The organism is Rossellomorea sp. YZS02 (genome assembly GCF_033963925.1).
In the GTDB taxonomy this organism is placed as follows: Bacteria; Bacillota; Bacilli; order Bacillales; family Bacillaceae_B; genus Rossellomorea.
The window spans coordinates 23,095-46,156 of record NZ_JAXBLY010000016.1; the positions used below are offsets into that span (position 1 = coordinate 23,095).

The window sequence follows — 23,062 nt, forward strand, 5'->3', positions numbered from 1 at the left end:
ATTTGAACATAAACTGACTACAATAAATCCCTTATGAATTCCCTATTCGTCTTCACCAAATGCTCCGGAAGATCCTTTCGAATGCTCTTCAGCCCGAAATAAAATGTCTCCGGTTTATCTTCAAGCAAACAATCATGAAACGTAATATCTTTATTCGTAAGACATCCAACTAATTCCTCGACGAATTGAGCCTGTGTCATCATGTCCACCGCACCCAAGTGAAAAATCCCCTTACGTTCATGCAAAATGATGTATTTCAATTGTTTTGCCAACCATTCATCCGTGAGATGATTACACTCCAAATTGCTGTATACATCCATCGAGCCTTCTTTAATCCCACTTTTGATCTGATCCAGTCTCGGAGAATTCCTGCCCCATATTTGTGGAATGCGTATCGTGACGGCCCGTTCCTGTAATAATTCCTGCAACAAGTTTTCACACTCTACCTTGAACTTGCCATAGGGAGATGCAGCGTTAGGTTTATCTTCTTCTGCATGATGCCTCGTGAAGTCCCCATCGAACACATTGGCCGTGGAAAAGTAGTAGAGTGTGCTTTCTGTATGTTCGATTTCCTTTGCCAGTTCCCTGTGAAATTCTAGCTGTTGATCGAAGTCACCACGTAGACATGAGATGATTACATGGGGCTTGATGTCTTGGATGACCCCCTTCATCTTTTCCTTATCACTGATGTCTAATTGATATTGCTTGTCCCCTGGTAAATCAAGTGGTCGCGTTGCATAGGTCCCATACACATCAAAGGAATCTCCACACTCCTTCACCAATGCTTTCCCTACTAATCCGCTTGCACCTAAGAGTAACAGCTTCTTCATATTGAATCCCTCCCGTTGTTGCTTTCTCCAAGAATATAATGTGAAAACCACATCAAATTCTGTTTCATTATTGCAACGTTCATCCCCGGCTGGTCAGGGCTATAGGCCATCCCTTTGAACATAACGAATTCTGTCTCCACGTCCATATCCTTTAACCCCTGGTATAGCTCATAAGCATTCGAAATCGGAACCCGTGCATCCATGTCGCCGTGTTGAATCAAGGTGGGAGTGCAGGCTGATTGAATATAGTTCATGGGTGAAGTCTTGGCATACACCTCCGGGTCATTCCAAGGCGTATCGCCTAAATGCATCCGAATGAAGTAAGGTATATCGGTATTTACATAATGATTTCTCCAATTCGTTATGGCTCCACCGACGGAAGCCGCCTTAAACCGATCGCTGTAGATCGAGCAGAAAGCTGAAATAAATCCTCCCTGACTCCAGCCCATCACCCCAACCCGCTCTTTATCTGCGATCCCCTTTTCAACAAGTGCATCCACTCCGGAGATCACATCCTCGTAGTCACCGAGCCCAACGTTTCGGTAGTTTGCTTTTAAAAAGTCATTGCCATATCCTGAGCTTCCTCTGTAGTTCGGTTCCAAGATGATAAATCCTTTTTCCACAAATGGCTCAACAGGGTATTTTTCATTAAAGCAGCCGGAATGGATGGGGAAGGAGGCCCAATTCGGACCGCCATGGATAAGTACCAGTAATGGGTATTTTTTATTTGAATCAAAGTCTGCAGGAGTTGTTAAAATCCCTTCTATTTCAAGATCATCCGTGCTTTTCCATGAGAAGACTTGCCTGTGACTCTTACGCTTTTCTTTGAAAATGTGATTTTCCTCAGTGAGTTTTTGATCATTTAAGTAGACTTCAAAGGTTTCATTTGGTACGGCTTTACAAAAAGAAAGATGATTTCCATCCCTTGAGATCGAGGCATCCTTTACAAAGCCATCTTCTTTATCCATCAGCACTAAGCCACTTTCAGATAACAACCCGATACGATAGTTCGTTTTTTCCTGCCACGTGATAAAGATCCCTTTAGACGTCCAACGTATCGGCATTATTGTACTATCGAAATTGGTCAGAGGTCTGGTGAACTCCCCCGTTTTCAGATTATAGATCTCCAACGTATTGTCCTGTATATGAGTTTTATAGTAATCCTTTTCCTCTATGCCTGCTGTGTAACAGATTTGGGTGCCGTCGAAAGAAAAGCAGGCGCTCCCTCCCAGCAGCCTATCAATCTTCAGCTGTTGCAGCTCGCCATTTTCGACATGGAGTATGTATAGGTTTCGATAAAAAATATCTTCTGGATCAGGGCTTGGCGTAGTCAATAGAATAATCTTTTTCCCATCGTTTGAAATATCAAATTCAAGGATATGAAATGCCTGACTATCCGTTAGAGTCCGCGCTTTTTGACTGGGATGGTTTATGTCTTTGTAATACAAACAGTGATTTCGGTATTCCTTACCCCTGTAATGGAAGTCTCCATACGTTACCCTTCGTTTCTTGATGATCTCCGATTCTTCTGACTGGGCAACATAATAAAAACCTTTCCCCGAAGGATCCCATTTGAAGTGGCTGACTCCTTCTCTGTCATTCGTTACCTGAACACCGACAGAGCCATTCAATGACTGAACAAAGATTTGATTTTTCTCATCAATTGATCGAAGGTAAGCGATTTGTCTGGAATCTGGAGACCAAGATGGGGCTGTCCCTTCGCCGATTAACGAACATTGATCCTTACCTTTTTCATAGATCCATATGTGATGCCGATATATATTGTCTTGCCAGTCGGGTGTTTGTTTGATGAAAGCTGTGTAGTGGCCGCCTTCACTTATGGTGGTGTTTGAGGTGATTGGTAGTGAGAGTAGTTCTTTAATGGTTGGATAGTTTTCTATAGTGCTATTCATGTTTAAACCCCTTAGCTTTTCTTAGTGTAAACTTCAACAAAAAGAGCATAGATCCCTTCATGAATCAACACTCCCTTTAGCTCGGTAATCTATATTTCCTAATTTGAAGAATAGCGGCACCTCATGTCATTTTTATAGATTGATATATGTAACGAGCAGATTCCAGAGCGAGTGGGCTATGATTGGTACCCAAAGATTATTAAATCTAAGTGCAAGAACTCCCAAGCCGAGCCCTAACCAGATGATTTGCAGTGGATACGTATGCAGGAGGGCAAAAGTGATGGATGATGAGATCAACATGACCACCTTCCATCGCTTGGAGGGAACGATGATCAAAAGACCTCTATACAGAAGTTCCTCTTGGATCGGAACAATGAGGCAAACATTGAGTAATAGAAAAAACAGATGAAAGGTAGAGAGCTGAGGCAATCGTATCAGTCCAAACGTATCCTCGAAGCCTATTGAAGCCTGTTTCAAGAAAGTCACGCACATCAAGGTGATGATGACCCACACGTACATCTTCCTGTCCTTCAGTACATCCAAGCTGAATACATGGTGGTATTTTCTTCTGTAGATCAGTAAAAGTATGATAAAAAAGGTGAGGACGAAAAGTCGATTTTCCAACTTAAACATCAATGTCCTGGGGATACCCTGGATAAAGTAAACATCATCCGGCAGCTTTACGTTTTCCAATCCAAAAGCAATGAAGAATATGGTTAAAAGCATGACTGTTTTCTTAAACACCGGCCGTTCCTCCTCCGATTCCCCTACCTTGAATTTCAAGACATATAAATATAGTTTATCACATAATAAGGAAATATTTAGAAATCACTTCTTTATTTGAATAGAAAGGGCGGGGCACACTTTATCCCCATTCTTGTTGAATTCTACTCGCTTAAATCACGCATACAAATTCTTTTGTACTTATCCATATCTAAATAATAATTACTCACTTTCACCTCAAAAAAAAGACCATTTTGGCCTTTTCTTTTTCCATTCAATTCATATTTAGGATAGAGTGATTTCCATCATACGATTTTAGATTTAGAAAGTTTATCGAGATGAGTGGGGTCTTCTGTGTGAACGGGGGGAATATAGCGGTGACGACACTCTTGCTGCTTCAAAATGTGTAAAATATGACTTCGGGAATACCGCTCCATTTATGGTCGGATTAGCAGATACTTCCACTTTGTCACACTTCTTCAGCTGAAGGATTCCGGTTACCGTCGTCCCTAGACCATCGAAAGAAAACAAACCTTGAGGAAGACTGTTCTGTCCTGCGAGAGCAACCTCATCATTTACATTGATGGTAAGGTTGACAACAAAGTCCTGAGGAGCAACATCCTCTCCAGGGAAAAATAATGTAGATGCCGTAATCACATACACTCCATCTTGTTTAGGGATAAATAGAGAATTTTCTTGATCATACTCCTTGTTTAAATCAAAGACCACCACCGGAAATTCTAGCTTCTGTCCTGTAAAACCCGCTACACTCTGGGAATCTTCTGAAATCGCCCTAAATGCCGAACAAATATGCTCACATTGTCGTTTATTGCATCTCTTATCCATCATTAAATTCCTCCTTCCTACTTAAGCTTTGAGAATAATGACAGCAGTATAAGCTTTCATGCCGTATATCCCCATAATATATAGTATTTGATAGAATCGATTATGCTTCGGCACTTGACCTATCCGTTTTACTCTTCTTTATGAAAACCCGAGTAGCAAATACTAAAAAATATCCCTAACGAATGTGCCATTCTTTAGGGATTTCCTTGTATGTGCGTATAACTTCTAAATATTCTGCTCTCCTATTTGAGTAATCATTTGAAGCAACCCTGGTCCTGGAAAGATTGTTAATCTTTGTTGACATCTTCCTAGTAAATTGGAAAAACAAGAGCACTAATATACGAGGCTTTACACGAGCATTTATGTACTCGTGTAAAGCCTCCATTCAATGTTATTCAAACCTTACCCTCCTCAACCCCACCAATAAAAACACAGCCCCAAACCCAAGCAGGATCCCAACCGGTGTTATGATGTCTATGATTCCGCCGCCTCTCACCGTCAACTCAGCAAACCCCTCCATCCCCCAATACTGCGGAAGGAATTTCGCAACGTTCTGGATGGCGTCCGGCATAATTTCAACCGGCCAGTAAACACCGGCAAGCATGCAGGTGGAGATGATGATCAGGTTCCCGAAGACCGATTGCTGTTCTGACGTTTTGACGAAACCGGCGATGAAGAGGCCGAGTCCGATCGTGCAAAGGAGCAGGCTTGAAACGAGAATCATGTTGGCAAACGGATTACCCCATTCGATGTGAAAGATTTTCTCTGACAGTGTCATTAAGATTCCGAACTGGATCCAGCCGATGAGAAAGAAGGCCAGCATGTATCCGCATAATAGTTCGACCTTAGTGGCAGGTGTGGACATCATCCGGTACCATACGCCGGTTTGGCGTGCTTCGAGGAGAATTCCGGTACTCGATAGCATGGCGATCATGACGAACATGATGGTGAAACCGGCTGAGCGGGCGGTCAGGTTATTCATCGTTTGGAGGTCTTCATTGTTGGTGACTGAGACGGTTTCAACTACTGTCGGTAGAGTATTCAATTCATCTGAGATTTTCTCTTGGATAGCGCTAGAACTCTCTCCCGTAGCATCTTGATAAAATCCCGCGGCCGCTGTACTGATCTTCAGTTTTACGAGGCTATCATTGATGAGTTGTTCGACTAGTGCTGCCCCTTCAAAGGAAGGAGCGGATACAAAGACGACTTCTGGTGTTTCCTCGCTTTGGAGTTTATCTTCAAACCCTTTTTCCACAGAGATGTACCCCGTTATTTCCTGGTTATCAAATTGTTCAGCAACGGACTTTGCACTCCCCATTTTAAAAGCGAAAGCGTCAGATGCTTTCATATCGTTGATCCATTGCTGTGACAAATTGGACTGATCCCCGTCGACCACAAAAATCTCCGGCTTATACTCCCCATTTCCGGTAACGGCCCCGCCGAAGATGAAGGTGAATAATAAAGGCATTCCGAACAAAAGCAGAAGTGTCCTGCGCTTCTGAAAGAGTCGTTTAATCTCAAAGCTAGCGATGCTGATGATTTTCCTCATTCGATTTCTCTCCTTATCTAAGCTTTAATTTCAGTGAACCGATCCACAATGAGGCAAGGCCGATCAGTACTAGTACTGTGACTGGAAGTGTGAGTGTGTCCCAGGATGTTCCGTTCATAATGTCTAGTAATCCGCCGAGGGCCCATTTATTCGGCGCGATACCCGCGAATTGCTGCATAGCCTCTGGAAAAGAAGCCAATGGGATCATCGAACCTCCAAGCAGTGCGAGAACCTGAACGCCAATTCCCCCGATGGAGTCGACGGTCTTTTCTTCGGTCATGAAACCGGCAAGCAACATCGCAAGGCCTGAAACCGAAATGGAGTAAGCGATGCCCAGAAGAACGAGCTGTGCAACATCACTGCCCCAGTTGACTCCGAATAAAAAGTGGGTGGCAATCACAAACACCGTGAACTGAAGGACGGTGAACGAAAGGGTCCCGAGGAATTTCCCTCCTATGATGGATGAGTGGCGGATGGGACTGATCATGAGTCTCGCCAATGTGTCTGTGTTCCGCTCCTGAATGATCGTTTTTGCTCCCATGGTGGTGTTGAAAAGGATGAACATGGCTCCCATGGCGGCTGCGTAGTACTGCATGCCTGATAAGGGTTCCTTCCCGTCTTTTTTTGAGGTGATTCCGCCTGCCTTTGAATCGGCGATCGCAGTTAATTTTCCTGATAGGTCCTTCATGGTACCCTCAAGATCGACATTCTGATTGGAAACCGGTACGGCCAGCTCCTTTCCTACTGTCCTTGTGGCCGCCGATACGGTTGTCACCCGGTTGGTGAAGAATTCGGTGACCGTGGACAGGATGGAGAACTGGATGTCTTTACCGGGGTCTTTAAACATTTTAACCGGCTCATTCTCCCCTTTTAATAACCCCTCTCCCCAACGGTCAGGGAATACAAGACCGGCATCCACTTTTCCATCCTCAATGGCTTTTTTCAAGTCGGGTTCTGAAGAGAACTTCTTAACGGTAATGCTTTCTTTCAATTCTTTTCCCTGCAGGGTGTCCTGAAGGAATTGGTCTGTCAGTTCATCCTGTGAGTTTGCTACGACACCCGCGGACAGGTCAGGGAGCGATCCGTTCTCATTGAACACACCGCTTAAGGCAGATCCGAGGATGGCTGTCAGGATAATTGGCATGAGTAATAGCGTGATAAAGGACTTGCGATCCTTGAGGCGGATCTTGATATCTTTCCGTGCAATGGTGAACATGCTCATCTCTTTCTCCTCCTAATCCCGTAAGGTTCGTCCTGTCAGCTGCAGGAAAAGCGTCTCAAGATTCGATTCTTTGATTTCAACGGATTCGATTTTCAATCCAGCTTGAACGGATGACGTGATAATGGTGGCGACGGCTTCCTGCGGGTTTGGGGCAAACACTTCTATGATGCCGGCTTCTTGCTGAAAGGTGATCTGTACATTTGCTGTATTTTCCAATACCTTCATCGCCGTATCCGATAAGCTTTCCACCTTCAACTGGATGAAGCTGCTACCCGCAAGTCGGCTGCACAGCTCCGCCTTCGTGCCGAGGGCGATCACTTCCCCGTGGTCGATGATGCCGACGCGGTTACAAAGGAACTCGACTTCTTCCATGTAATGACTCGTATAGATGATGGTCATGCCTTTTTCATTCAATCCTTTGACCGTTTCTAATATATGATTTCGTGACTGAGGATCAATTCCCACCGTCGGCTCATCCATGATTAGCAATTCCGGCTCGTGCATCAAGGCCGCTCCGATGTTGATTCTCCGCTTCATGCCTCCCGAGAAGGTTTCAATGCGGTCCTTTCCCCTGTCTTTCAATCCGACGATTTCGAGTACGTCATCCACCCGCTTCTTTGCCTGAGCTCCCGTCAAACCGTACATCTTACCCCAGAACAGCAGATTATCCCTCGCAGACATGGTTGGGTACAGGGCGATTTCCTGAGGGACCACCCCAATTTTCTTCTTGATGAGCACCGGAAATTGCTTCACCGATTGACTCGCCACCAGCACTTCCCCATGGTCGTACGGCACAAGTCCGCAAATCATCGAGATTGTCGTGGATTTCCCCGCTCCGTTCGGTCCAAGCAGTCCGAACGACTCCCCCTTCTCGATCGTAAAGGACACATTCTTCACGACCTCTTTTTTTCCATAGCTTTTCTTCAGCTCTTTCACCTCTAACATCTATCTCCACACCCTTTTTCTTTGACTGTATGTAAAGTATAGCGTGGATCTCCTCTTTCCAAATCCCTCCAGCGATAGAATTTGAACATAAAAAAATACAGCTTTGATAGCTGTATTTCATAGTCGTACTATGCTAAAAGTCATGGTTCAATAATGCGTGATGTGGTAACGGACGGCAAAGATTGCCGCCTGAGTCCTGTCCCTTAGTTGAAGCTTGCTGATGAGGTTTGAGACATGATTCTTCACTGTCCCCTCTGATATATACAGTTTCTCGGCAATTTCCTTATTGTTCAAGCCGAGTCCGAGCTTATTCAGGACCTCAAGTTCCCGCTCCGTCAGTTCCTTTACGATTTCCGGGACTGTGTTGATTTGTTCAGTGGACTGATTTTTCCTCATCTCTTTTACGATATCCGAAGTCAGCTCTTTCGGGAGGACCATGCCGCCTGATTGTACGGTCATGATCGCCTGAACGATGGCGTCCGTCGGCATATCTTTCAGTAAGTATCCGCTCGCCCCTTCTTCCAATGCTTCAAAAATGAGCTCACTGTCGTTGAAGGTCGTGAGCATGAGCACCTTGATATCGGGATATGTGGAGGTGATCAGCTTCGTTCCCTCCACTCCGCTCGCAACAGGCATTCGGATGTCCATCAGGACGATGTCAGGTCGGAGCTCTCCCGCTTTCTCGAATGCTTCCTTACCATTCGCCGCCACCCCTGCCACATCGATTTCTTCTCTTAAGTCTAATATCGTGGCAAGTCCGTCCCTCATTAATTCCTGATCATCAACGATTAATATGTTGACCATTATGTTTCCCCCATTTGCCATTTCATTTCGATGAGCGGTACCGTTGCTTTTACCAGGAACCCCTCTTTCGTGCTTTCGAATAGGGTGGTTCCTCCATGTACATGGATTCTGTCCCTCATATGCTTTAAGCCGAATCCGTGCTTGATGTCCGCCGCACCTTTCCCGTCGTCCTTAATACTGATCTCTACCTCAGATCCCAAAACGTCGAGGATGACGCTGCACTCCTTCGCCTCCCCATGTCGGACGGCATTGGTGATCGACTCCTGGATGACCCGCGTCAGGTCAAGCTGGATGGAGATTGGGATGGTGGACACATCCCCTTTGACCGTAAAGGTGGATGTGAGACCTGTCATCACCTGATAATCTTCCAGTAGTTTTCGTATTGTGGTGACGAACGACTTCGGCTGATCATGATCCTTTAGCGTCCTCACAGACAGGCGGATTTCCTGAAGTGTTTCCCTCGCCAGACCCTCACAGAGTTCGATTTTCTCTTTACTATTTTCCGGTCTGGATTCCATCAGCTCTTTCGCCACCTGAAGCTGAACGAGGAGCGCTGTCATCTTATGGCCGACCGTATCATGGATTTCACCTGATATCCTGTTCCGTTCACGAATCAGCGTCAGCTCTTCCACCTGTTTTGAGTAGTGATGCAATTGCTCATGAGCAGCGGTTAACGCCGTATGCGTTTCCTGCAGTTCCCCGTACTGGGTTTCAATTTTGGCCCGTGCATGGAACAGTTTATGTATGAGCCTTCCAACGACAGCTTCGAATACGATTAAGCTGAAATTGATGAGATTTTCCAAAAGTGAAAAGGTTCCTGTTACTTGATACGTATAGTACATGGAGCCGAACCAAATGATGAAAAAGGCTAAGCTGAAGCCCCAAAGAATCCGGTTATCTTTAGCAGACAAAAACAGTGTCACTGCATTTACCCCGAACAAGATTAAATACAGAGACGATCCAGGGTAAAAAAATACAAAGCCCGTAATCAGGATGAAATCAATGGCAAGAGGGTAATAGGTTTGATTCCGGGTGGATACCAATAGAAAATGATTCAGTATGAATCCAATTACCGCTATGATTACATAGATGATTTGAGACGTTGTAGGTGTAGACACAGAAGAATAATAGATGTAACTGATCATGGTGAACATGACCAGGCGGAGAATGCTTAAGAATGTAAACTTCATGCGAGCACTCCTATCTTAAATATGAGTGTAGAATATATTTCCATTATAAGCTTAGTTTGGTGGTTTGGTAAGGATGAACTTGGGTATTGGAGATTGAAAGAAGAGTTTGAGATAAACCATTTTGATTGTGACTTAGTCCAATAAGGGGGAGGTTTTTGTGAATCGGTGGTACTTTCCATTCATTGTCGGAATCATTGTATTTTTATTTTTATTTCTAATCGGGAAATATGAAATGACGTTCATAGTAAGCTTGAGCAGTGGCATTACATTGGGATTTTTTCTTATGTATTGGCTTAATAGGGGCAATGACAAGGGTGCAGGGCGGAATTAATAGTTATGGGACGTGAGTAAATGGTGCTAATTGGAAATAGACGCAATAAATAAAAAAATGACGCAATTAATCGCCATCCGTCCTCTACTGAAGGATCAAAGTCGATTAAAAAAGAGCCAAAAGCCCATATCCTGCTTGAAACTCTTGGCTCTTAACGAAATCTAGATCCCTTCGTACCTGATTTCCCTAACAAACAGCCCATAATCAGCAGGTACCACCAACAAAATCCGTCCACTCTTCATTCCATACCTCTCTCAACGCATTTCTGAACAATCTGTCCAACTCCTCCGTCGGATCAGGACGACCGATCTTAAGTGACTTCACATACGCTTCTAAATGCTGGATCGTTTCAGAAACATATCCATTCATCACCTCAGGCCATGGCTCAAGGTTCTTCTCCTCCCCCGCTATCTTCCGTTTTAACAACAAAGCGACTGCATCTTTCACTTCACCCGGCGGGAGCAGGTCTTCTAACAGTTTCTGAAATTCGAGCTGAGGGCTCGCATGATATTTCTCGATCCACAGAGCAGCCAGCAAGGGACGAAACACATTCAAATAGTCCTTGATCACGCCTTCTTCATGATGGTGAAAGTTGCCCTTTGCCATATTTATATAATGATGTAGACTTGCGACCGGTGAAAATAGCTTCTGTTCCAGTTCCTTCATTCGATCAACAACAGAAACGGATTGATCATACACGATGGGTGAGGCAAGCCACTCTAGAATAGACGGGTTTGACTTCCTGAGTAATCTCAGTGCCTTCGTCAGCTCCCATCCGCTCATATCCAACAGCGGATCAACCGGTATGGAGATGGAATCCTTCGCAGGAATCTCCATCACATCCCTCTTCTGATCAATGGACAAATACCACTCTGGCTTATGTATATAAATGAAACGGACGTCATAGTCACTGTCCTTTGAAGGAAATCCCCACGCCCTGCTTCCGGATTCGCAGGCGAATAGTACTTTCACGTCCTGATCGATTTCGATTTGTTGGATGACGTCGATGATATGTTCTTTCATGATTAACCCCCTCCATTCTAGTGAATCTTGTAAGTTTAGATTCTACCCCTATTAATCAATTTCCTTTATCCACAGCAAAAAAGCGTATCCTTCCATTCGGGATACGCCATGCTGTCATCTATCTTTCTTTTCAAACTTGCCCCTTTTACGAACAGTCTTAAATCCTAACGATTCATATAGCTTTATGGCTCCTGGATTGTTTTGATTCACATGAAGTGTGGCGGATATCATGCCATCAAAACGAAAAGCCTCCAGGCATTTGCAAGTCAGTATCGCAGCCATCCTCTTCCCTCTCCAATCCGGGATCACACCGACTTGAATGATGTACCCGACCTTGTCGGTTTCTTTATCCGCGGTGATGAACCCTACCGCCTGGTTATTGACAATCGCTATATAGGACCGCTCAGGTAAAAAATCTGCACCAGAAGATATCCACTCCACCCATTTTTCCATCGGCCATCCCGGAAATCCCGGACGTTCCTTGAAAGAAGCCTTATAAACTTCATAGAAGGTCTTTACCGATGAGGATGACCAACAACTGAAATCCAAAGGAAAAGATGTTTCAATCTGAGGTATGTCCGTTAAGGAGTGTTCCATCACATATTCTTGGAAAATCAGATCAAACCCTTCATCTTCATACTCTTGTATGATGTCTTCTGTCATATTTTCACATTGTATGTTTTGAATGTTGTTCATCCTTCTATCTCTCCCTCTCCACCATCATTAAGAGTGTAATGATTCGAATCACACGAAACGATCATGGTCGTGCCTTTTCCCCATTCGCTTTCAACCTGGATTTCTCCTCCGTGTAAGTCGATGATCCTCTTCACGATGGATAGGCCGAGGCCGCTTCCTCCCAAGTGCCTGTTTCTGGATTCGTCTGCTTTGTAAAACCTCTCAAAAATATGCATCCGGCTATCATCGTCCATCCCGATTCCCGTATCCTTGATGGTGACCATGACGTTGTCACCCGATTGTATAGATGCCCGAATGCTGATGGTCCCTTCTTCCGGAGTGAATTTAATGCTGTTATGGATGAGATTCGTCCATACCTGATCCATCAGGTCCTCATCGGCATGGACGGTGACTTTTTCAAGGTCGATATCCATGTTGATCCTTTTTTCAGTCCATTGTGGTTCATTGGCCAGAATGATCCGGCGAAGCTGATGGTCCAGTCGGTACTCTTCCCGGTCCAGGGTGAAATGGTCTGATTCAAGAGATGTCAGTTTTAAGAGATTATCACTCAATTTGGACAATCTCACGCTTTCCATTTCGATAATATGAAGGTACCTCTCCCTCTCCTTGGGGTCGAGGCTGTCGTTCTTCAATGCATGTGCAAAGCCGCTGATAGAGGTAAGTGGTGATTGAATTTCATGGGAGACATTTGAAATGAATTCCTGACGCATTTCTTCCATCTCGCCCAGTCGATCTGCCATATGGGTTATGCTGTCGATGATTTTGTAATAAGGATGATCCCCACGATCATTGAATTGATTTCGGTAGTAGGATAGATCAATATTGAAGTTTCCTTCCGCCATCATCTTCATTGCTTGAATCATCGGATGGAGGAATTTTTCCTGCCGATTTTTCACCCACTTGATTTGGGTAATGAAGAACATACTGCATCCAAACAGGAAGAACCCGAGAATGGCGTTGATGAGCAGTCTCGCAAATTCATGCGGACGGGTATGAATGGCGTCATAAAAGGTTTCTGTGATCCAATAGGACAGGGACCACATCACAGTCAAAGCCGACATAACAGCCACCATTCCCAGTATCCGCTTTACGTATTCCGGCAGCTTCATTCGTGAACCTCCAACCGGTACCCAAGACCCCGGATCGTGGTGATTGTAAACGGAGAGGGAACACCGGTAAAACGCTGACGAAGACGCTGGATATGAACATCGACGGTCCGCTCATCTCCTTCATAATCGTATCCCCAAATATCTTCAATCAACTGCTCTCGTGAAAAAGTTTTTCCCTGATTGAGAGCGAGCTTAAATAACAGTTCAAACTCTTTAAGCGGCAGTGTGATTTCCCGCTCGTTCATGAACACTTTATACGATTCTCGATCTATCACCACTCCGTCCAATTCGATCCGGTTCGCAATGGAAACCTGTGAACGTTTGAGTAGAGCTTTGACCCTGGCTGTCAGTTCAGCCGGTGCAAACGGTTTGACCATATAATCATCTGTCCCGAGGTCGAATCCCTTCACCTTCTGGGCCGTTTCCCCTTTTGCCGTCAGCATCAAGATGGGAAGGGTCTCGGAATAATAAGTTCTAACTTCTTTACAGAACGTCCAGCCATCCATATTCGGCATCATAATATCCAAGATGATCAGATCCATTTTCGTTGAGCCAAGGATAGCAAGTGCTTCCTCTCCATCCCCAGCCTCATGGATGAAAATTCCCTCTTTCGAAAGCAGGACAGTGATTAATTCCCGAATATGTGAGTCGTCATCCACGATCAATATTTTCGCCACATTACTCATTCCTTTTTCACATGATGGTGTATCTGAACAGCTGCCCCATAACGGGGGTTGCCTTTATATGTCCGAATCAGATTAGCTACTCACATCTTACTATATTTTCATGTCCGCTTCATATAGGCCTTTACAGTAATTAGAGCAAAGATGGCTACAATCAATACAGCACCCAGAAGGGAAATGGTAAGGTCCCATCCGACGGTCCCTGCGTTTGTCAGGTCCCTGACTGCTGTGACGAGATGCGAAATGGGATTGAATTTCACAAACCACTGAAGCCAGTTCGGCAATGTTTCCGAAGGCACGAATGCATTTGACAGAAATGTGAGTGGGAATAAGACAATCATGGAGATTCCCTGAACACTCGAGGCGGTCCTCGAAATGACTCCAAAGAAGGCAAAAATCCAGCTGACAGCCCAGGAACAGGCAATGACCAGGAGTCCAGCAAGAATCACGAATCCAAGGCCTGCTTCTGGTCGATACCCCATGATATACCCCATCGTGAACGTAAGGACCGTTGCAATCGTATAACGGATCGTATCGGCCAGCAGTGCCCCTGCGAGTGGAGCAATCCTTGCAATCGGCAGTGACTTGAACCGGTCGAATACTCCTTTATCCATGTCCTCCCTCAGTTGGACGCCTGTCACGATGGAAGTCGTGATGACCGTCTGGACGAGAATTCCCGGAATGATGACAGGTAAATAGCTCTGCACATCCCCTGAGATCGCGCCGCCAAACATATACGTAAACATCAGGGTAAAAATAATCGGCTGCAGCGTCACATCAAACAACTGCTCCGGTGTACGGCGAATCTTCAATAACCCTCGAAATGCCATGTTTAATGAATTTTTCACCGCTTGCTTTAAACTTGTACGGTTGCTTAAGTGTTCCTGGTTCATAGCTGGTTGCTTCATCCCCATGCCTCCTTCTTGTCTTCCCTCTGATTGGGGGTCATATCTTTCTTGTCCGCCGTAATGGTCAAAAAGATTTCGTCGAGTGAAGGCTTCTGAACGCTCATCTCAGCAAGCTCGATCCCAGTCTCTCTGAGGGCAATCAGCAGGTCTGTCACCAGATTGATATTCCCAAGAGGTGCCGTTATCCTGCCCCCTTCTGCTGATACAGTTGACCGGACATTCAGAATCCTTTCCACTAAGCGGCGTGCCTCTTGGATCTTCCGTTCATCCTGAGTACTGAGATGTAAGGATGAGGTCCCGATCGACCCTTTCAGTTCATCGACCGTCCCTTCCGCCACCACTTTTCCATGATCGATGACGGCAATCCGGTCTGCCAATTCATCCGCTTCTTGAAGATACTGTGTGGTCAATAATACCGTCGACCCCGATTTCACGAGCTTCCGGATCGTGTCCCACATCTGATTTCGCGTACGCGGATCCAGACCCGTCGTCGGTTCATCTAGAAAGATGAGCGGTGGGCGGGCAATCAGGCTAGCCGCAAGGTCCAGGCGGCGTCGCATCCCTCCTGAGAAATGCTTCAATGGCCGTTTCGCCGCTTCCGATAATCCGAACTCCTCCAATAATTCCGTCGATTTCCGTTTTGCATCACTCCTGCTCAACCCTAATAATCGAGAGAAAATCATCAAATTCTCGGTTGCACTCAAGGACTCATCAACGGATGCATATTGACCCGTCACCCCAATCAACTGCCGTACAATCTGCGGCTCCTTCACTACATCATGACCGAATATACGTGCCGTCCCGGCGTCTGCCTTAAGAAGCGTCGCAATCATCCGAATGGTGGTCGTCTTACCTGCCCCATTCGGACCGAGCACCCCATAAATCGTCCCCGGTTTCACATAAAGATCCACTCCATCCACTGCCCGGTTGTCACCAAAGGATTTAACCAGCCCTTTAGCCTCCAGGGCCCACTCCCCATTTCCTATAGATATATCCTTCATCCTTAATATCCTCCTCGTTTTCGCTCCCTTTGACCTTTTCATTGCATGACTTACCAGATCAAGGGGCTTTTCGTATCTAACCGGAAGTATAAATGATTTATATGAACTGAATATGAACTTGAAAGGAAGGAAAACCGTCGAGTACCCATTGACAATATACAAACAAAATTATATTATGTTTATAAATTAACAAACAATATTTAAATTAGTTTATTTTTTTAGTAGGAAGTGTTTAAGAATGGAACTTTCCAACCTGTTTTGGAGCGCCTCTTTAGAAGAAATGAAAAGAGGCTTTATTGAAGAAGAAGATTCATTTATTTGTCTTATGTGTGGAGAAACCATTGAAAAAGGGATGGTTTATCCTTACGAAGATAAATTTTATCTGGCCGAAAAATATATTCGTGTTCATATTGAACGAACGCACAGATCTGTATTCGACTATTTAATCGGAATGGATAAAAAACTGACCGGTCTAACGGATCATCAGAAGCGTTTGTTGACCTTATTTTATCAAGGAAAAAATGATAAGGAAGTTCAGGAGGAGTTGGATATCGGCAGTGCGTCCACGATCCGTCATCACCGGTTTGCTTTAAAAGAAAAGGAGCGTCAGGCCAAGACCTTCCTGACCATGATGGAATTACTGAAAGAAAAAGATGAGAATGCGCCGTCGTTTGTCCCTGTTCATAAAACCGCCACCATGGTAGACGAACGGTACAATGTCACTCAGGACGAAGAGGATAAAATACTGAAGAAATATTTCTCTGACGGGGCATTGACCAAATTCCCACCTAAGGAAAAACAGAGGCTGGTTGTCCTTCGTGAGATATCGAAACAGTTGAAGAAAGATGTTGTCTATGATGAAAGAGGGTTAAACCAACTACTCAAAGGCATCTATGACGATTATGTGCTCATTAGAAGATACCTTATTGAATACGGCTTTTTGGACCGTAAACCGGACGGAAGCAACTATTGGTTAAAAAAATAACTGGAATACAGGAGGCCAAAACCATGGACCGAAAAAGAGAGTTAAAACAACAATATAAAGAAACACCGGTTGAAGCAGGTATTTTTCAGATCAAGAATGAACAAAACAATAAAATTTACATCGGAAGCACGAAAAACCTGAAGACCCTGAACGGGATCAAATTCATGCTTGAGAACAACGGGTTCACCACCAGTAAGGCGTTACAATCAGAATGGAACCAGTTCGGGAAAGACGCTTTTACCTTTGAGACCTTGGAGAAGCTGAAAAAGAATGATGATCCCTTTGTTACTGAAAAGGAAGCATTGGCTGAGCTGGAGGAAAAGTGGTTGGAGAAAGTGCAGCCTTATGGGGAACAGGGGTATAACCAAAGGTAGTATTGAAGTATCTATTACAGTAAAAAATATTGAAACAGAAAGGCATTGTAAGACAGCTTAGAACGTTAATCTATGAGCTGTTTTACAATGCCTCGACGATTCATCTTCATTATTTTGTTAGTAAGTCCACCCACTCACCAGTAAAACCTTTCCACTGACCGTCCTCCAATATTTCTAACACTTCCCCTTTTCCAGATATAAACTCAATGGTCTTATCGTCGTCTTTGTACGTTGTGATGGGCAGTTTCACTTTCAAAGAAGCAAGGTGATCGTTATGCGATAATACTATTTCGTAATCAGAAGCGTCATCAGCCCCTTTTCGTACTTCATCCCCAATCCTTGAATAAACAATCGAGCCCTCTAATTCGGATGCCATTTTTCTCTGGTGGTATAACCTCTCCAATATGTCATCGTACGTTATGATCTTTGTTTCAGTTGAAACGATTTTGTTGTGTTCAAACGAATACCATTTGGCTGAAGCAATGATCGTATGGAGATTGGCCAGTATGGCGAGGAAAAGGATCACACCCAGTACAATACTTACTTTTTTCATGAATCGCTTCCCTCCTGTCATCTAAAAATAAAGGAATAGCTGCACCATATATAAATTCCAGAGTGAATGAGCGACCATCGCGGGCAGGATGGATTTGGTTTTATAAGCGGTTATCGTTAAAAGGAAGCCACCCAATATTGTAAACACCCAAATGTCCGAAGGGTGGACAAGTCCAAATAGGATTGATGTAATGCCAACTGCCCAATACGACTTCACAAACCTTAATAGAATTGTCAGCAAGATGCCTCTGTACACGATTTCTTCCCATATCGGTGTAAGAATCGCTACGTCAATTGTTTGCCCCCAGCTGCTTGCATGCATCATATGGTTATTGAAATAAAAAATAAAATATTTATCCAAGACCACTTCAAAATAAAGGCAAAGGTGCAACAAGGCATATGGAAGCATAAAGGTGAGAAAAATCCACATCCAGGTTACCGGCTTCTTGAAGGCTTTGGCGTTCAAGAATGGACGGATGAAGGTTCTGATTTCCTTGTAGCTCAGGGTCACGACCATAAAGTACGTAAACCATATAAGTCCCTTGCCCCCTTCGTACACAACACCCGAAAGAGGCAACTTATTTATGAAGAAACCGGGCACCGCCAGTAGGAGCAAATAGATACATAGAGTTTTAATCCTGACAAACGATCCTTCTTCCTTCACAACAATCGGTTCATTTGTGGATAAGCTATTTTGCAAGAAAACTCCCCCGCTCTGCTATAACTTTTTTTCCAGAATGATCTTATGTAAGCCTTTCTCATTCGTATACGTATCGATGACATCAAAACCATTCTTGATATTGAGAATCAGCATACTGCGCCATTTATTCATGGTTTTGGTTTGCACCACCATATACCGGAGTTCCTTCAATGTGTGATGCTGCCGTTTCATCAACTCTGCGGCAATGCCCTGTTTTCGATAGTCCGGATCCACGCCTCCCAACCAGCTGTAAAAGGTGTGTGGGTCCAGTTCGTAGCCTATTTTATATCCAATGACTCTGGAATCGAACATAGCCATGTCTATTAATATTTCAGGCTTACTGGCCATTTTGGTGATCAAATCGTCCGAAGCTCCAAATATGGATTGATGTAATGTCACCAACCCATTTACGACCTGATCTTCTGGTAAAGAACGAAATTGACTGTAATGAATACTCAAAATGGCGCCTCCTCATCAAGTTACTTGTTTAGGAGTCAGATAATGTAACAATTCATCCAACGACTGAATCTCATCATCCGGCTCTATATCAGAATCGTTTTCTACTCCACTTGGATTGAACCATATCCCCTTGAGGCCGGCACCTTGAGGCCCTTTAACATCCTTCTCCAGATTATCCCCGACGAATAATGCGTCTTCCGGCTGTACTTGAAGCTTATTCAGCGTGTATTCGAATATGCGCGGATCCGGTTTCTCCAACGCCACTTCCTCGGAAATCACAATGACATTAAAATATTCTTGTAAACGGGTATTCATGATTTTCGCTTTTTGTCTATGTATCGTGCCGTTTGTGATGATGGCAACCTTCATATTCTCCTGGATGTCTTTCAACAGATCGAGGGTATGCTCACTGATTGAAAAACATTGAGGAAAGTGATGATTCCAGAAGTCTTGAATCTGTGTTAATCGGTACAATGGTGGAAATTCATTATAAAACGATTCAATGACAGCTGTTTTATCACTGATGCCATAGGATTTCTTGTCGTACTCCTTGAACTTCCGAAGCATTTCTTCTTTCAACGTTTCCTCCACATTCCCATAACTCTCTTCCAATAAAACAATAAATAGGTTATCCACTGCCTGATTTCGATCGAGTAACGTATCGTCTAAATCAAATAGTATGGCTTTGTATTCCTTCATACGTCATCACACCTTTCTTACTACCAATTATTTCAAATTAGGTCCATTTACTCAAGATAAATTTTCCCAGAAAAAGGGCTCACCCTCGTTTGGGTAAGCCCTTCGTCACATTATGCTTCTACATATATCCCTAAACGATCTCCATCCAGATCGACGGTCTTCATGCTTTCTCGTTTCTCAAACGTTAGGTTCTTGATCAAGAGACTGCCCTGCAGTAAACCTTCAAATTGCTCCACAACCTCTTTCATCGATTCATCCACATCCAACACCAAATGCACTCGCTGTTCCACCGGCAGATTCAACTCTTTACGGTATTGCTGAACGGCACGGACCAGTTCCCGGGCTTTCCCTTCTTTTCGCAGATCTTCTGTGATGGTTGTATCAAGGAAAACGCTGAACGTTGAGTTTGAAGCCATTTCCAACCCTTGATGGGTCTTTTGATGAACGATCAGGTCATCCTTCTCAACCGAAACCTTCTCCCCGTTTGGAGATTCAAATTCAACATACCCTTGTTCCACAGCCTTCTTCGCTTCTTCGGAAGATAGGGATTGTAAATGTTTCTGCGCCAATCCCACCAGCTTCCCGAGTTTCGGACCGGCTGTCGGGAAATGCAGCTTCAGTTCATACTGTACAGAATCTCCTGCATTGTCCTGCAATTGAACGTTCTTCACGTTGATTTCATCTTTGATGATGTATTCATATTTCTGAAGAGGTTCAGTATCTTGTTTTGACCCAACAACCGTAAGCTCAGATAGGGGCTGCTTCGTTTTGATGCTTGTCATATTCCGGGCGGACCTGGCAAGCTCGACAACTTGTAATACATGGTCCATTTCCAGTTCAAGGAGCGGGTTGATCTCCTCTTGTTCAGCTTTCGGGAAATCAGCCAGATGAACGCTTTCACCCGTCAGGTTCATATGGATATCTTCTGCGATGAATGGTGTGAAAGGGGCAAGCAGCCGGCTCACACTGACCAATACCCGATGTAACGTGTGATACGCCGCTAATTTATCTTCATTCAGTCCTTCACTCCAGAAGCGTTCCCGCGACCTCCGGATATACCAGTTACTCACCTGATCCACCAGAATGGATAACTCTCTCGCTCCTGCCGTAAAGTCATATCCATCTAAATGATCCGTTACAAGTTTGGTCACCGAATTCAATCGTGATACCATCCACTGATCAAGCAGGGAAGGCGTTCCGGCTTCATGTTTTTCAGGATCAAATCCGTCGATCACCGCATACAGGGTGTAAAAGGAATGAACGTTATTCAGCGTGTCCACAAGCTTCGATTTTGCCTGACTGACGACGTTTTCCGAGAAGCGTTTATTATTCCAGGGAGCACTGTCAGCGAGCAAGGCCCATCTAAGAGCATCGGCTCCGAATTTCTCCACGAGTTCCATCGGATTCATGACATTCCCTTTACTCTTGGACATCTTCCGTCCGTCTTCATCGAGGATATGCCCAAGTGATAAGACACGCTTATAAGGAGCTTTGCCGGTAAAGAGAGAGGATACCGTCAACAAGCTGTAGAACCATCCCCTCGTCTGGTCCACTCCTTCTGCGATTACATCCGCCGGGAATTGTTGTTGGAATAACTCTTTATTTTCAAATGGATAATGATACTGGGCAAAAGGCATCGAGCCGCTGTCGAACCAGACATCGATCACTTCTTTCGTCCTCTTCATTTCATGTGAGCAGGACGGACATTCCACGGTCACTTCGTCGACATACGGTTTATGAAGCTCAAGATCGTCTTTCCAACCGCTTTTCGCATGTTCTTTCAGCTCGGCAACGCTCCCCGGGACGAACTGCTGGTCACAATCCCCACAAACCCAGACGTTCAGCGGCGTTCCCCAGTAGCGGTTCCTGCCAAGGTTCCAATCGACCATATTGTCGAGGAATTTCCCGAATCTGCCCTCTTTCATGTGATCCGGATACCACTCGACAGATTGGTTGTTCTTGATGATCGTATCTTTCATGGCCGTTGTCTTGATGAACCAGCCTTCCATCGCGTAGTAGATGAGCGGTGAGTCACAGCGCCAGCAGTGTGGATAGCTGTGTTCGTACTTTTCTTTTGAAAATAGAAGGTTGCTGTCTGCCAGCATCTTGATGATTTTCACATCGCTGTCCTTTGTGAATTCCCCTTGGAGAGGCTTGAAATCACTGGTGTAGCAGCCCTTCTCATCCACGATATTTACAAAATCCAATCCGCTTTCTTTGATGGCATTGTAATCATCTTCCCCGTGCGCAGGTGCCAGATGAACGATACCGGTTCCGCTCTCGTCTGTTACAAACCCTGCCGAAATGACTTCATGACCTCGCTCAAGCGTAAGATTGTCGAAAGGCGGTTGATACGAAACGCCAACAAATTCGTGTCCTTTATGCTCACTGACCACTTCAACGTCTTCTCCCAGCACCTCGTTCACAAGGTTTTTCGCAAGGATATATGTCTCTTCACCCCGCCTCGCTTTCACGTAATCCACGTCTTCATGGACGGCAAGTGCCACATTTGACGGAAGCGTCCACGGTGTCGTCGTCCAACCGAGAAAGTACTCATCCTCTTTTCCTTCCACTTTGAATTTGGCCGTTGCGGAAAGATCTTTTACATCTTTATATCCTTGAGCTACCTCATGGGAGCTGAGGGACGTTTGACAGCTCGGGCAGTACGGGACGACCCGGTGCCCCTGATAGAGCAACCCTTTCTTATGGATGTTCGAAAGGATGTGCCAGACGCTTTCGATATAGTCATTTTGGAGGGTCACATAAGGATCGTCCATATCCACCCAGTATCCGATGGCTTCGGTGAACGTACGCCACTGCCTTTCATAATCGAACACACTCTTTTTACATTCATCAATGAATTTCTCTACGCCGTATTCCTCGATTTCCTGTTTACCTGAGACGCCGATTTTCTTTTCGACTCCTAGTTCCACCGGCAGGCCGTGGGTATCCCAACCTGCCTTTCGTTTCACTTGATATCCACGCATCGTTTGATACCTGGCGACGAAATCTTTGATTACACGTCCTAGGACATGCCCGGCATGCGGCAGACCGTTGGCTGTCGGGGGACCTTCGTAGAAGACGAATGTCTTTTCCCCTTCACGATTTGCCACAGATTTTTCAAAAATATGATTCGAATTCCAGTAATCCTGGATCCGCTGCTCCCTTTCGACCGACTTTTCGTTTACATTTACCTTATCCATGTCATCACACCTTCTTTTATATAAATAAAAAAAACCCGCCCCTAACCTAAGTTAGGGACGAGTTTATAACCCGCGATACCACCCTGATTCTGTCCGCAAACTGTATTTCAAGTTTACTTTGACAGCGCTCATGCAACGTACAATCATACGCGTTCCTTGTAACGGCGGAAACCCGTCAAAGCTTAAAGTACCTTCAGCTTTGCTTCTCGGAGAGGATATTCAATATGATCTGAACGTTGACTTCCACCAAATCGCCAACTCTCTGTAGAACAGACTCCATACCTACTCGTTCTCGTCATGGAATGTAAGTGTTATGT

At 44.8% G+C, this 23,062-nt stretch carries 23 protein-coding genes and 1 other annotated feature; of the genes, 3 read left to right on the forward strand and 20 right to left on the reverse strand.

Features of this window, described 5'->3' with window-relative positions:
* Positions 1 to 17 precede the first annotated feature (17 nt).
* From SLH55_RS15760 to SLH55_RS15800, 9 genes are all read right to left on the reverse strand, one after another.
* Positions 18 to 830, reverse strand: a complete 813-nt coding sequence (locus SLH55_RS15760) for a sugar nucleotide-binding protein (RefSeq protein ID WP_320323930.1) — start codon at positions 828 to 830, stop codon at positions 18 to 20.
* Positions 827 to 2,743 (reverse strand): S9 family peptidase, encoded by a 1,917-nt coding sequence (locus SLH55_RS15765; protein ID WP_320323931.1) that lies wholly within the window; start codon positions 2,741 to 2,743, stop codon positions 827 to 829. Before SLH55_RS15765 ends, SLH55_RS15760 begins: the two co-directional genes overlap by 4 nt.
* Positions 2,744 to 2,875: 132 nt before the next feature.
* Positions 2,876 to 3,487 carry a CPBP family intramembrane glutamic endopeptidase gene (locus tag SLH55_RS15770; RefSeq protein ID WP_320323932.1) on the reverse strand — a complete coding sequence of 204 codons (612 nt, stop codon included), beginning with the start codon at positions 3,485 to 3,487 and terminating at the stop codon, positions 2,876 to 2,878.
* A 309-nt stretch (positions 3,488 to 3,796) separates the two neighbouring features.
* Positions 3,797 to 4,312, reverse strand: a complete 516-nt coding sequence (locus SLH55_RS15775) for a hypothetical protein (protein WP_320323933.1) — start codon at positions 4,310 to 4,312, stop codon at positions 3,797 to 3,799.
* A gap of 391 nt (positions 4,313 to 4,703) precedes the next feature.
* A complete protein-coding gene (locus tag SLH55_RS15780; protein ID WP_320323934.1) occupies positions 4,704 to 5,861 on the reverse strand; it encodes an ABC transporter permease in 1,158 nt (385 codons plus the stop codon).
* Between the two features lie 13 nt (positions 5,862 to 5,874).
* On the reverse strand, positions 5,875 to 7,083 hold the full coding sequence (locus SLH55_RS15785; protein WP_320323935.1) for an ABC transporter permease: 1,209 nt from the start codon (positions 7,081 to 7,083) through the stop codon (positions 5,875 to 5,877).
* A gap of 12 nt (positions 7,084 to 7,095) precedes the next feature.
* A complete protein-coding gene (locus SLH55_RS15790) occupies positions 7,096 to 8,028 on the reverse strand; it encodes an ABC transporter ATP-binding protein (RefSeq protein ID WP_320323936.1) in 933 nt (310 codons plus the stop codon).
* Positions 8,029 to 8,175: 147 nt separating this feature from the next.
* Positions 8,176 to 8,832, reverse strand: a complete 657-nt coding sequence (locus SLH55_RS15795; protein WP_320323937.1) for a response regulator transcription factor — start codon at positions 8,830 to 8,832, stop codon at positions 8,176 to 8,178.
* Positions 8,832 to 10,022: a sensor histidine kinase gene (locus tag SLH55_RS15800; RefSeq protein WP_320323938.1), complete on the reverse strand. Its 1,191-nt coding sequence runs from the start codon at positions 10,020 to 10,022 to the stop codon at positions 8,832 to 8,834. The genes SLH55_RS15795 and SLH55_RS15800 overlap by 1 nt, the downstream gene beginning before the upstream one ends.
* 157 nt (positions 10,023 to 10,179) lie before the next feature.
* On the opposite strand from SLH55_RS15800, the gene SLH55_RS15805 reads away from it, so the two are divergent.
* Positions 10,180 to 10,353 carry a hypothetical protein gene (locus SLH55_RS15805; protein WP_320323939.1) on the forward strand — a complete coding sequence of 58 codons (174 nt, stop codon included), beginning with the start codon at positions 10,180 to 10,182 and terminating at the stop codon, positions 10,351 to 10,353.
* Between the two features lie 204 nt (positions 10,354 to 10,557).
* Here SLH55_RS15805 and SLH55_RS15810 read toward each other — a convergent pair whose 3' ends face one another.
* The 6 genes from SLH55_RS15810 to SLH55_RS15835 all read right to left on the reverse strand — a co-directional run bounded on the left by SLH55_RS15810 (position 10,558) and on the right by SLH55_RS15835 (position 15,773).
* A complete protein-coding gene (locus SLH55_RS15810; RefSeq protein WP_320323940.1) occupies positions 10,558 to 11,376 on the reverse strand; it encodes a nucleotidyltransferase domain-containing protein in 819 nt (272 codons plus the stop codon).
* Positions 11,377 to 11,490: 114 nt separating this feature from the next.
* Entirely contained in the window at positions 11,491 to 12,072 is a 582-nt protein-coding gene (locus tag SLH55_RS15815) for a GNAT family N-acetyltransferase (protein ID WP_320323941.1), read from the reverse strand.
* A complete protein-coding gene (locus SLH55_RS15820; protein WP_320323942.1) occupies positions 12,069 to 13,181 on the reverse strand; it encodes a HAMP domain-containing sensor histidine kinase in 1,113 nt (370 codons plus the stop codon). Before SLH55_RS15820 ends, SLH55_RS15815 begins: the two co-directional genes overlap by 4 nt.
* Positions 13,178 to 13,858 carry a response regulator transcription factor gene (locus SLH55_RS15825; protein WP_320323943.1) on the reverse strand — a complete coding sequence of 227 codons (681 nt, stop codon included), beginning with the start codon at positions 13,856 to 13,858 and terminating at the stop codon, positions 13,178 to 13,180. Before SLH55_RS15825 ends, SLH55_RS15820 begins: the two co-directional genes overlap by 4 nt.
* A 107-nt stretch (positions 13,859 to 13,965) precedes the next feature.
* Entirely contained in the window at positions 13,966 to 14,772 is an 807-nt protein-coding gene (locus SLH55_RS15830; RefSeq protein WP_320323944.1) for an ABC transporter permease, read from the reverse strand.
* Complete coding sequence (locus SLH55_RS15835) at positions 14,769 to 15,773, reverse strand: ATP-binding cassette domain-containing protein (protein ID WP_320323945.1); 1,005 nt, start codon at positions 15,771 to 15,773, stop codon at positions 14,769 to 14,771. The genes SLH55_RS15830 and SLH55_RS15835 overlap by 4 nt, the downstream gene beginning before the upstream one ends.
* Before the next feature lie 238 nt (positions 15,774 to 16,011).
* On the opposite strand from SLH55_RS15835, the gene SLH55_RS15840 reads away from it, so the two are divergent.
* Both SLH55_RS15840 and SLH55_RS15845 read left to right on the forward strand, forming a co-directional pair.
* Positions 16,012 to 16,758 (forward strand): DUF2087 domain-containing protein, encoded by a 747-nt coding sequence (locus tag SLH55_RS15840; protein WP_320323946.1) that lies wholly within the window; start codon positions 16,012 to 16,014, stop codon positions 16,756 to 16,758.
* Between the two features lie 23 nt (positions 16,759 to 16,781).
* On the forward strand, positions 16,782 to 17,132 hold the full coding sequence (locus SLH55_RS15845; protein ID WP_320323947.1) for a GIY-YIG nuclease family protein: 351 nt from the start codon (positions 16,782 to 16,784) through the stop codon (positions 17,130 to 17,132).
* A 109-nt stretch (positions 17,133 to 17,241) separates the two neighbouring features.
* Here the strand turns inward: SLH55_RS15845 and SLH55_RS15850 are convergent, their stop codons facing one another.
* The 5 genes from SLH55_RS15850 to ileS form a co-directional block, all read right to left on the reverse strand.
* On the reverse strand, positions 17,242 to 17,685 hold the full coding sequence (locus SLH55_RS15850; protein ID WP_320323948.1) for a hypothetical protein: 444 nt from the start codon (positions 17,683 to 17,685) through the stop codon (positions 17,242 to 17,244).
* Between the two features lie 21 nt (positions 17,686 to 17,706).
* The gene (locus tag SLH55_RS15855) at positions 17,707 to 18,384 is read right to left on the reverse strand and encodes a type II CAAX endopeptidase family protein (protein ID WP_320323949.1); all 678 of its coding nucleotides are present in this window, start codon (positions 18,382 to 18,384) and stop codon (positions 17,707 to 17,709) included.
* An 18-nt stretch (positions 18,385 to 18,402) separates the two neighbouring features.
* The gene (locus SLH55_RS15860; protein WP_320323950.1) at positions 18,403 to 18,843 is read right to left on the reverse strand and encodes a GNAT family N-acetyltransferase; all 441 of its coding nucleotides are present in this window, start codon (positions 18,841 to 18,843) and stop codon (positions 18,403 to 18,405) included.
* A gap of 15 nt (positions 18,844 to 18,858) precedes the next feature.
* The gene (locus tag SLH55_RS15865) at positions 18,859 to 19,542 is read right to left on the reverse strand and encodes an HAD-IA family hydrolase (RefSeq protein WP_320323951.1); all 684 of its coding nucleotides are present in this window, start codon (positions 19,540 to 19,542) and stop codon (positions 18,859 to 18,861) included.
* A 110-nt stretch (positions 19,543 to 19,652) separates the two neighbouring features.
* Positions 19,653 to 22,745: an isoleucine--tRNA ligase gene (gene ileS, locus SLH55_RS15870; RefSeq protein ID WP_320323952.1), complete on the reverse strand. Its 3,093-nt coding sequence runs from the start codon at positions 22,743 to 22,745 to the stop codon at positions 19,653 to 19,655.
* A gap of 50 nt (positions 22,746 to 22,795) precedes the next feature.
* Positions 22,796 to 23,053: a binding site (T-box leader), on the reverse strand.
* Positions 23,054 to 23,062: the final 9 nt, after the last annotated feature.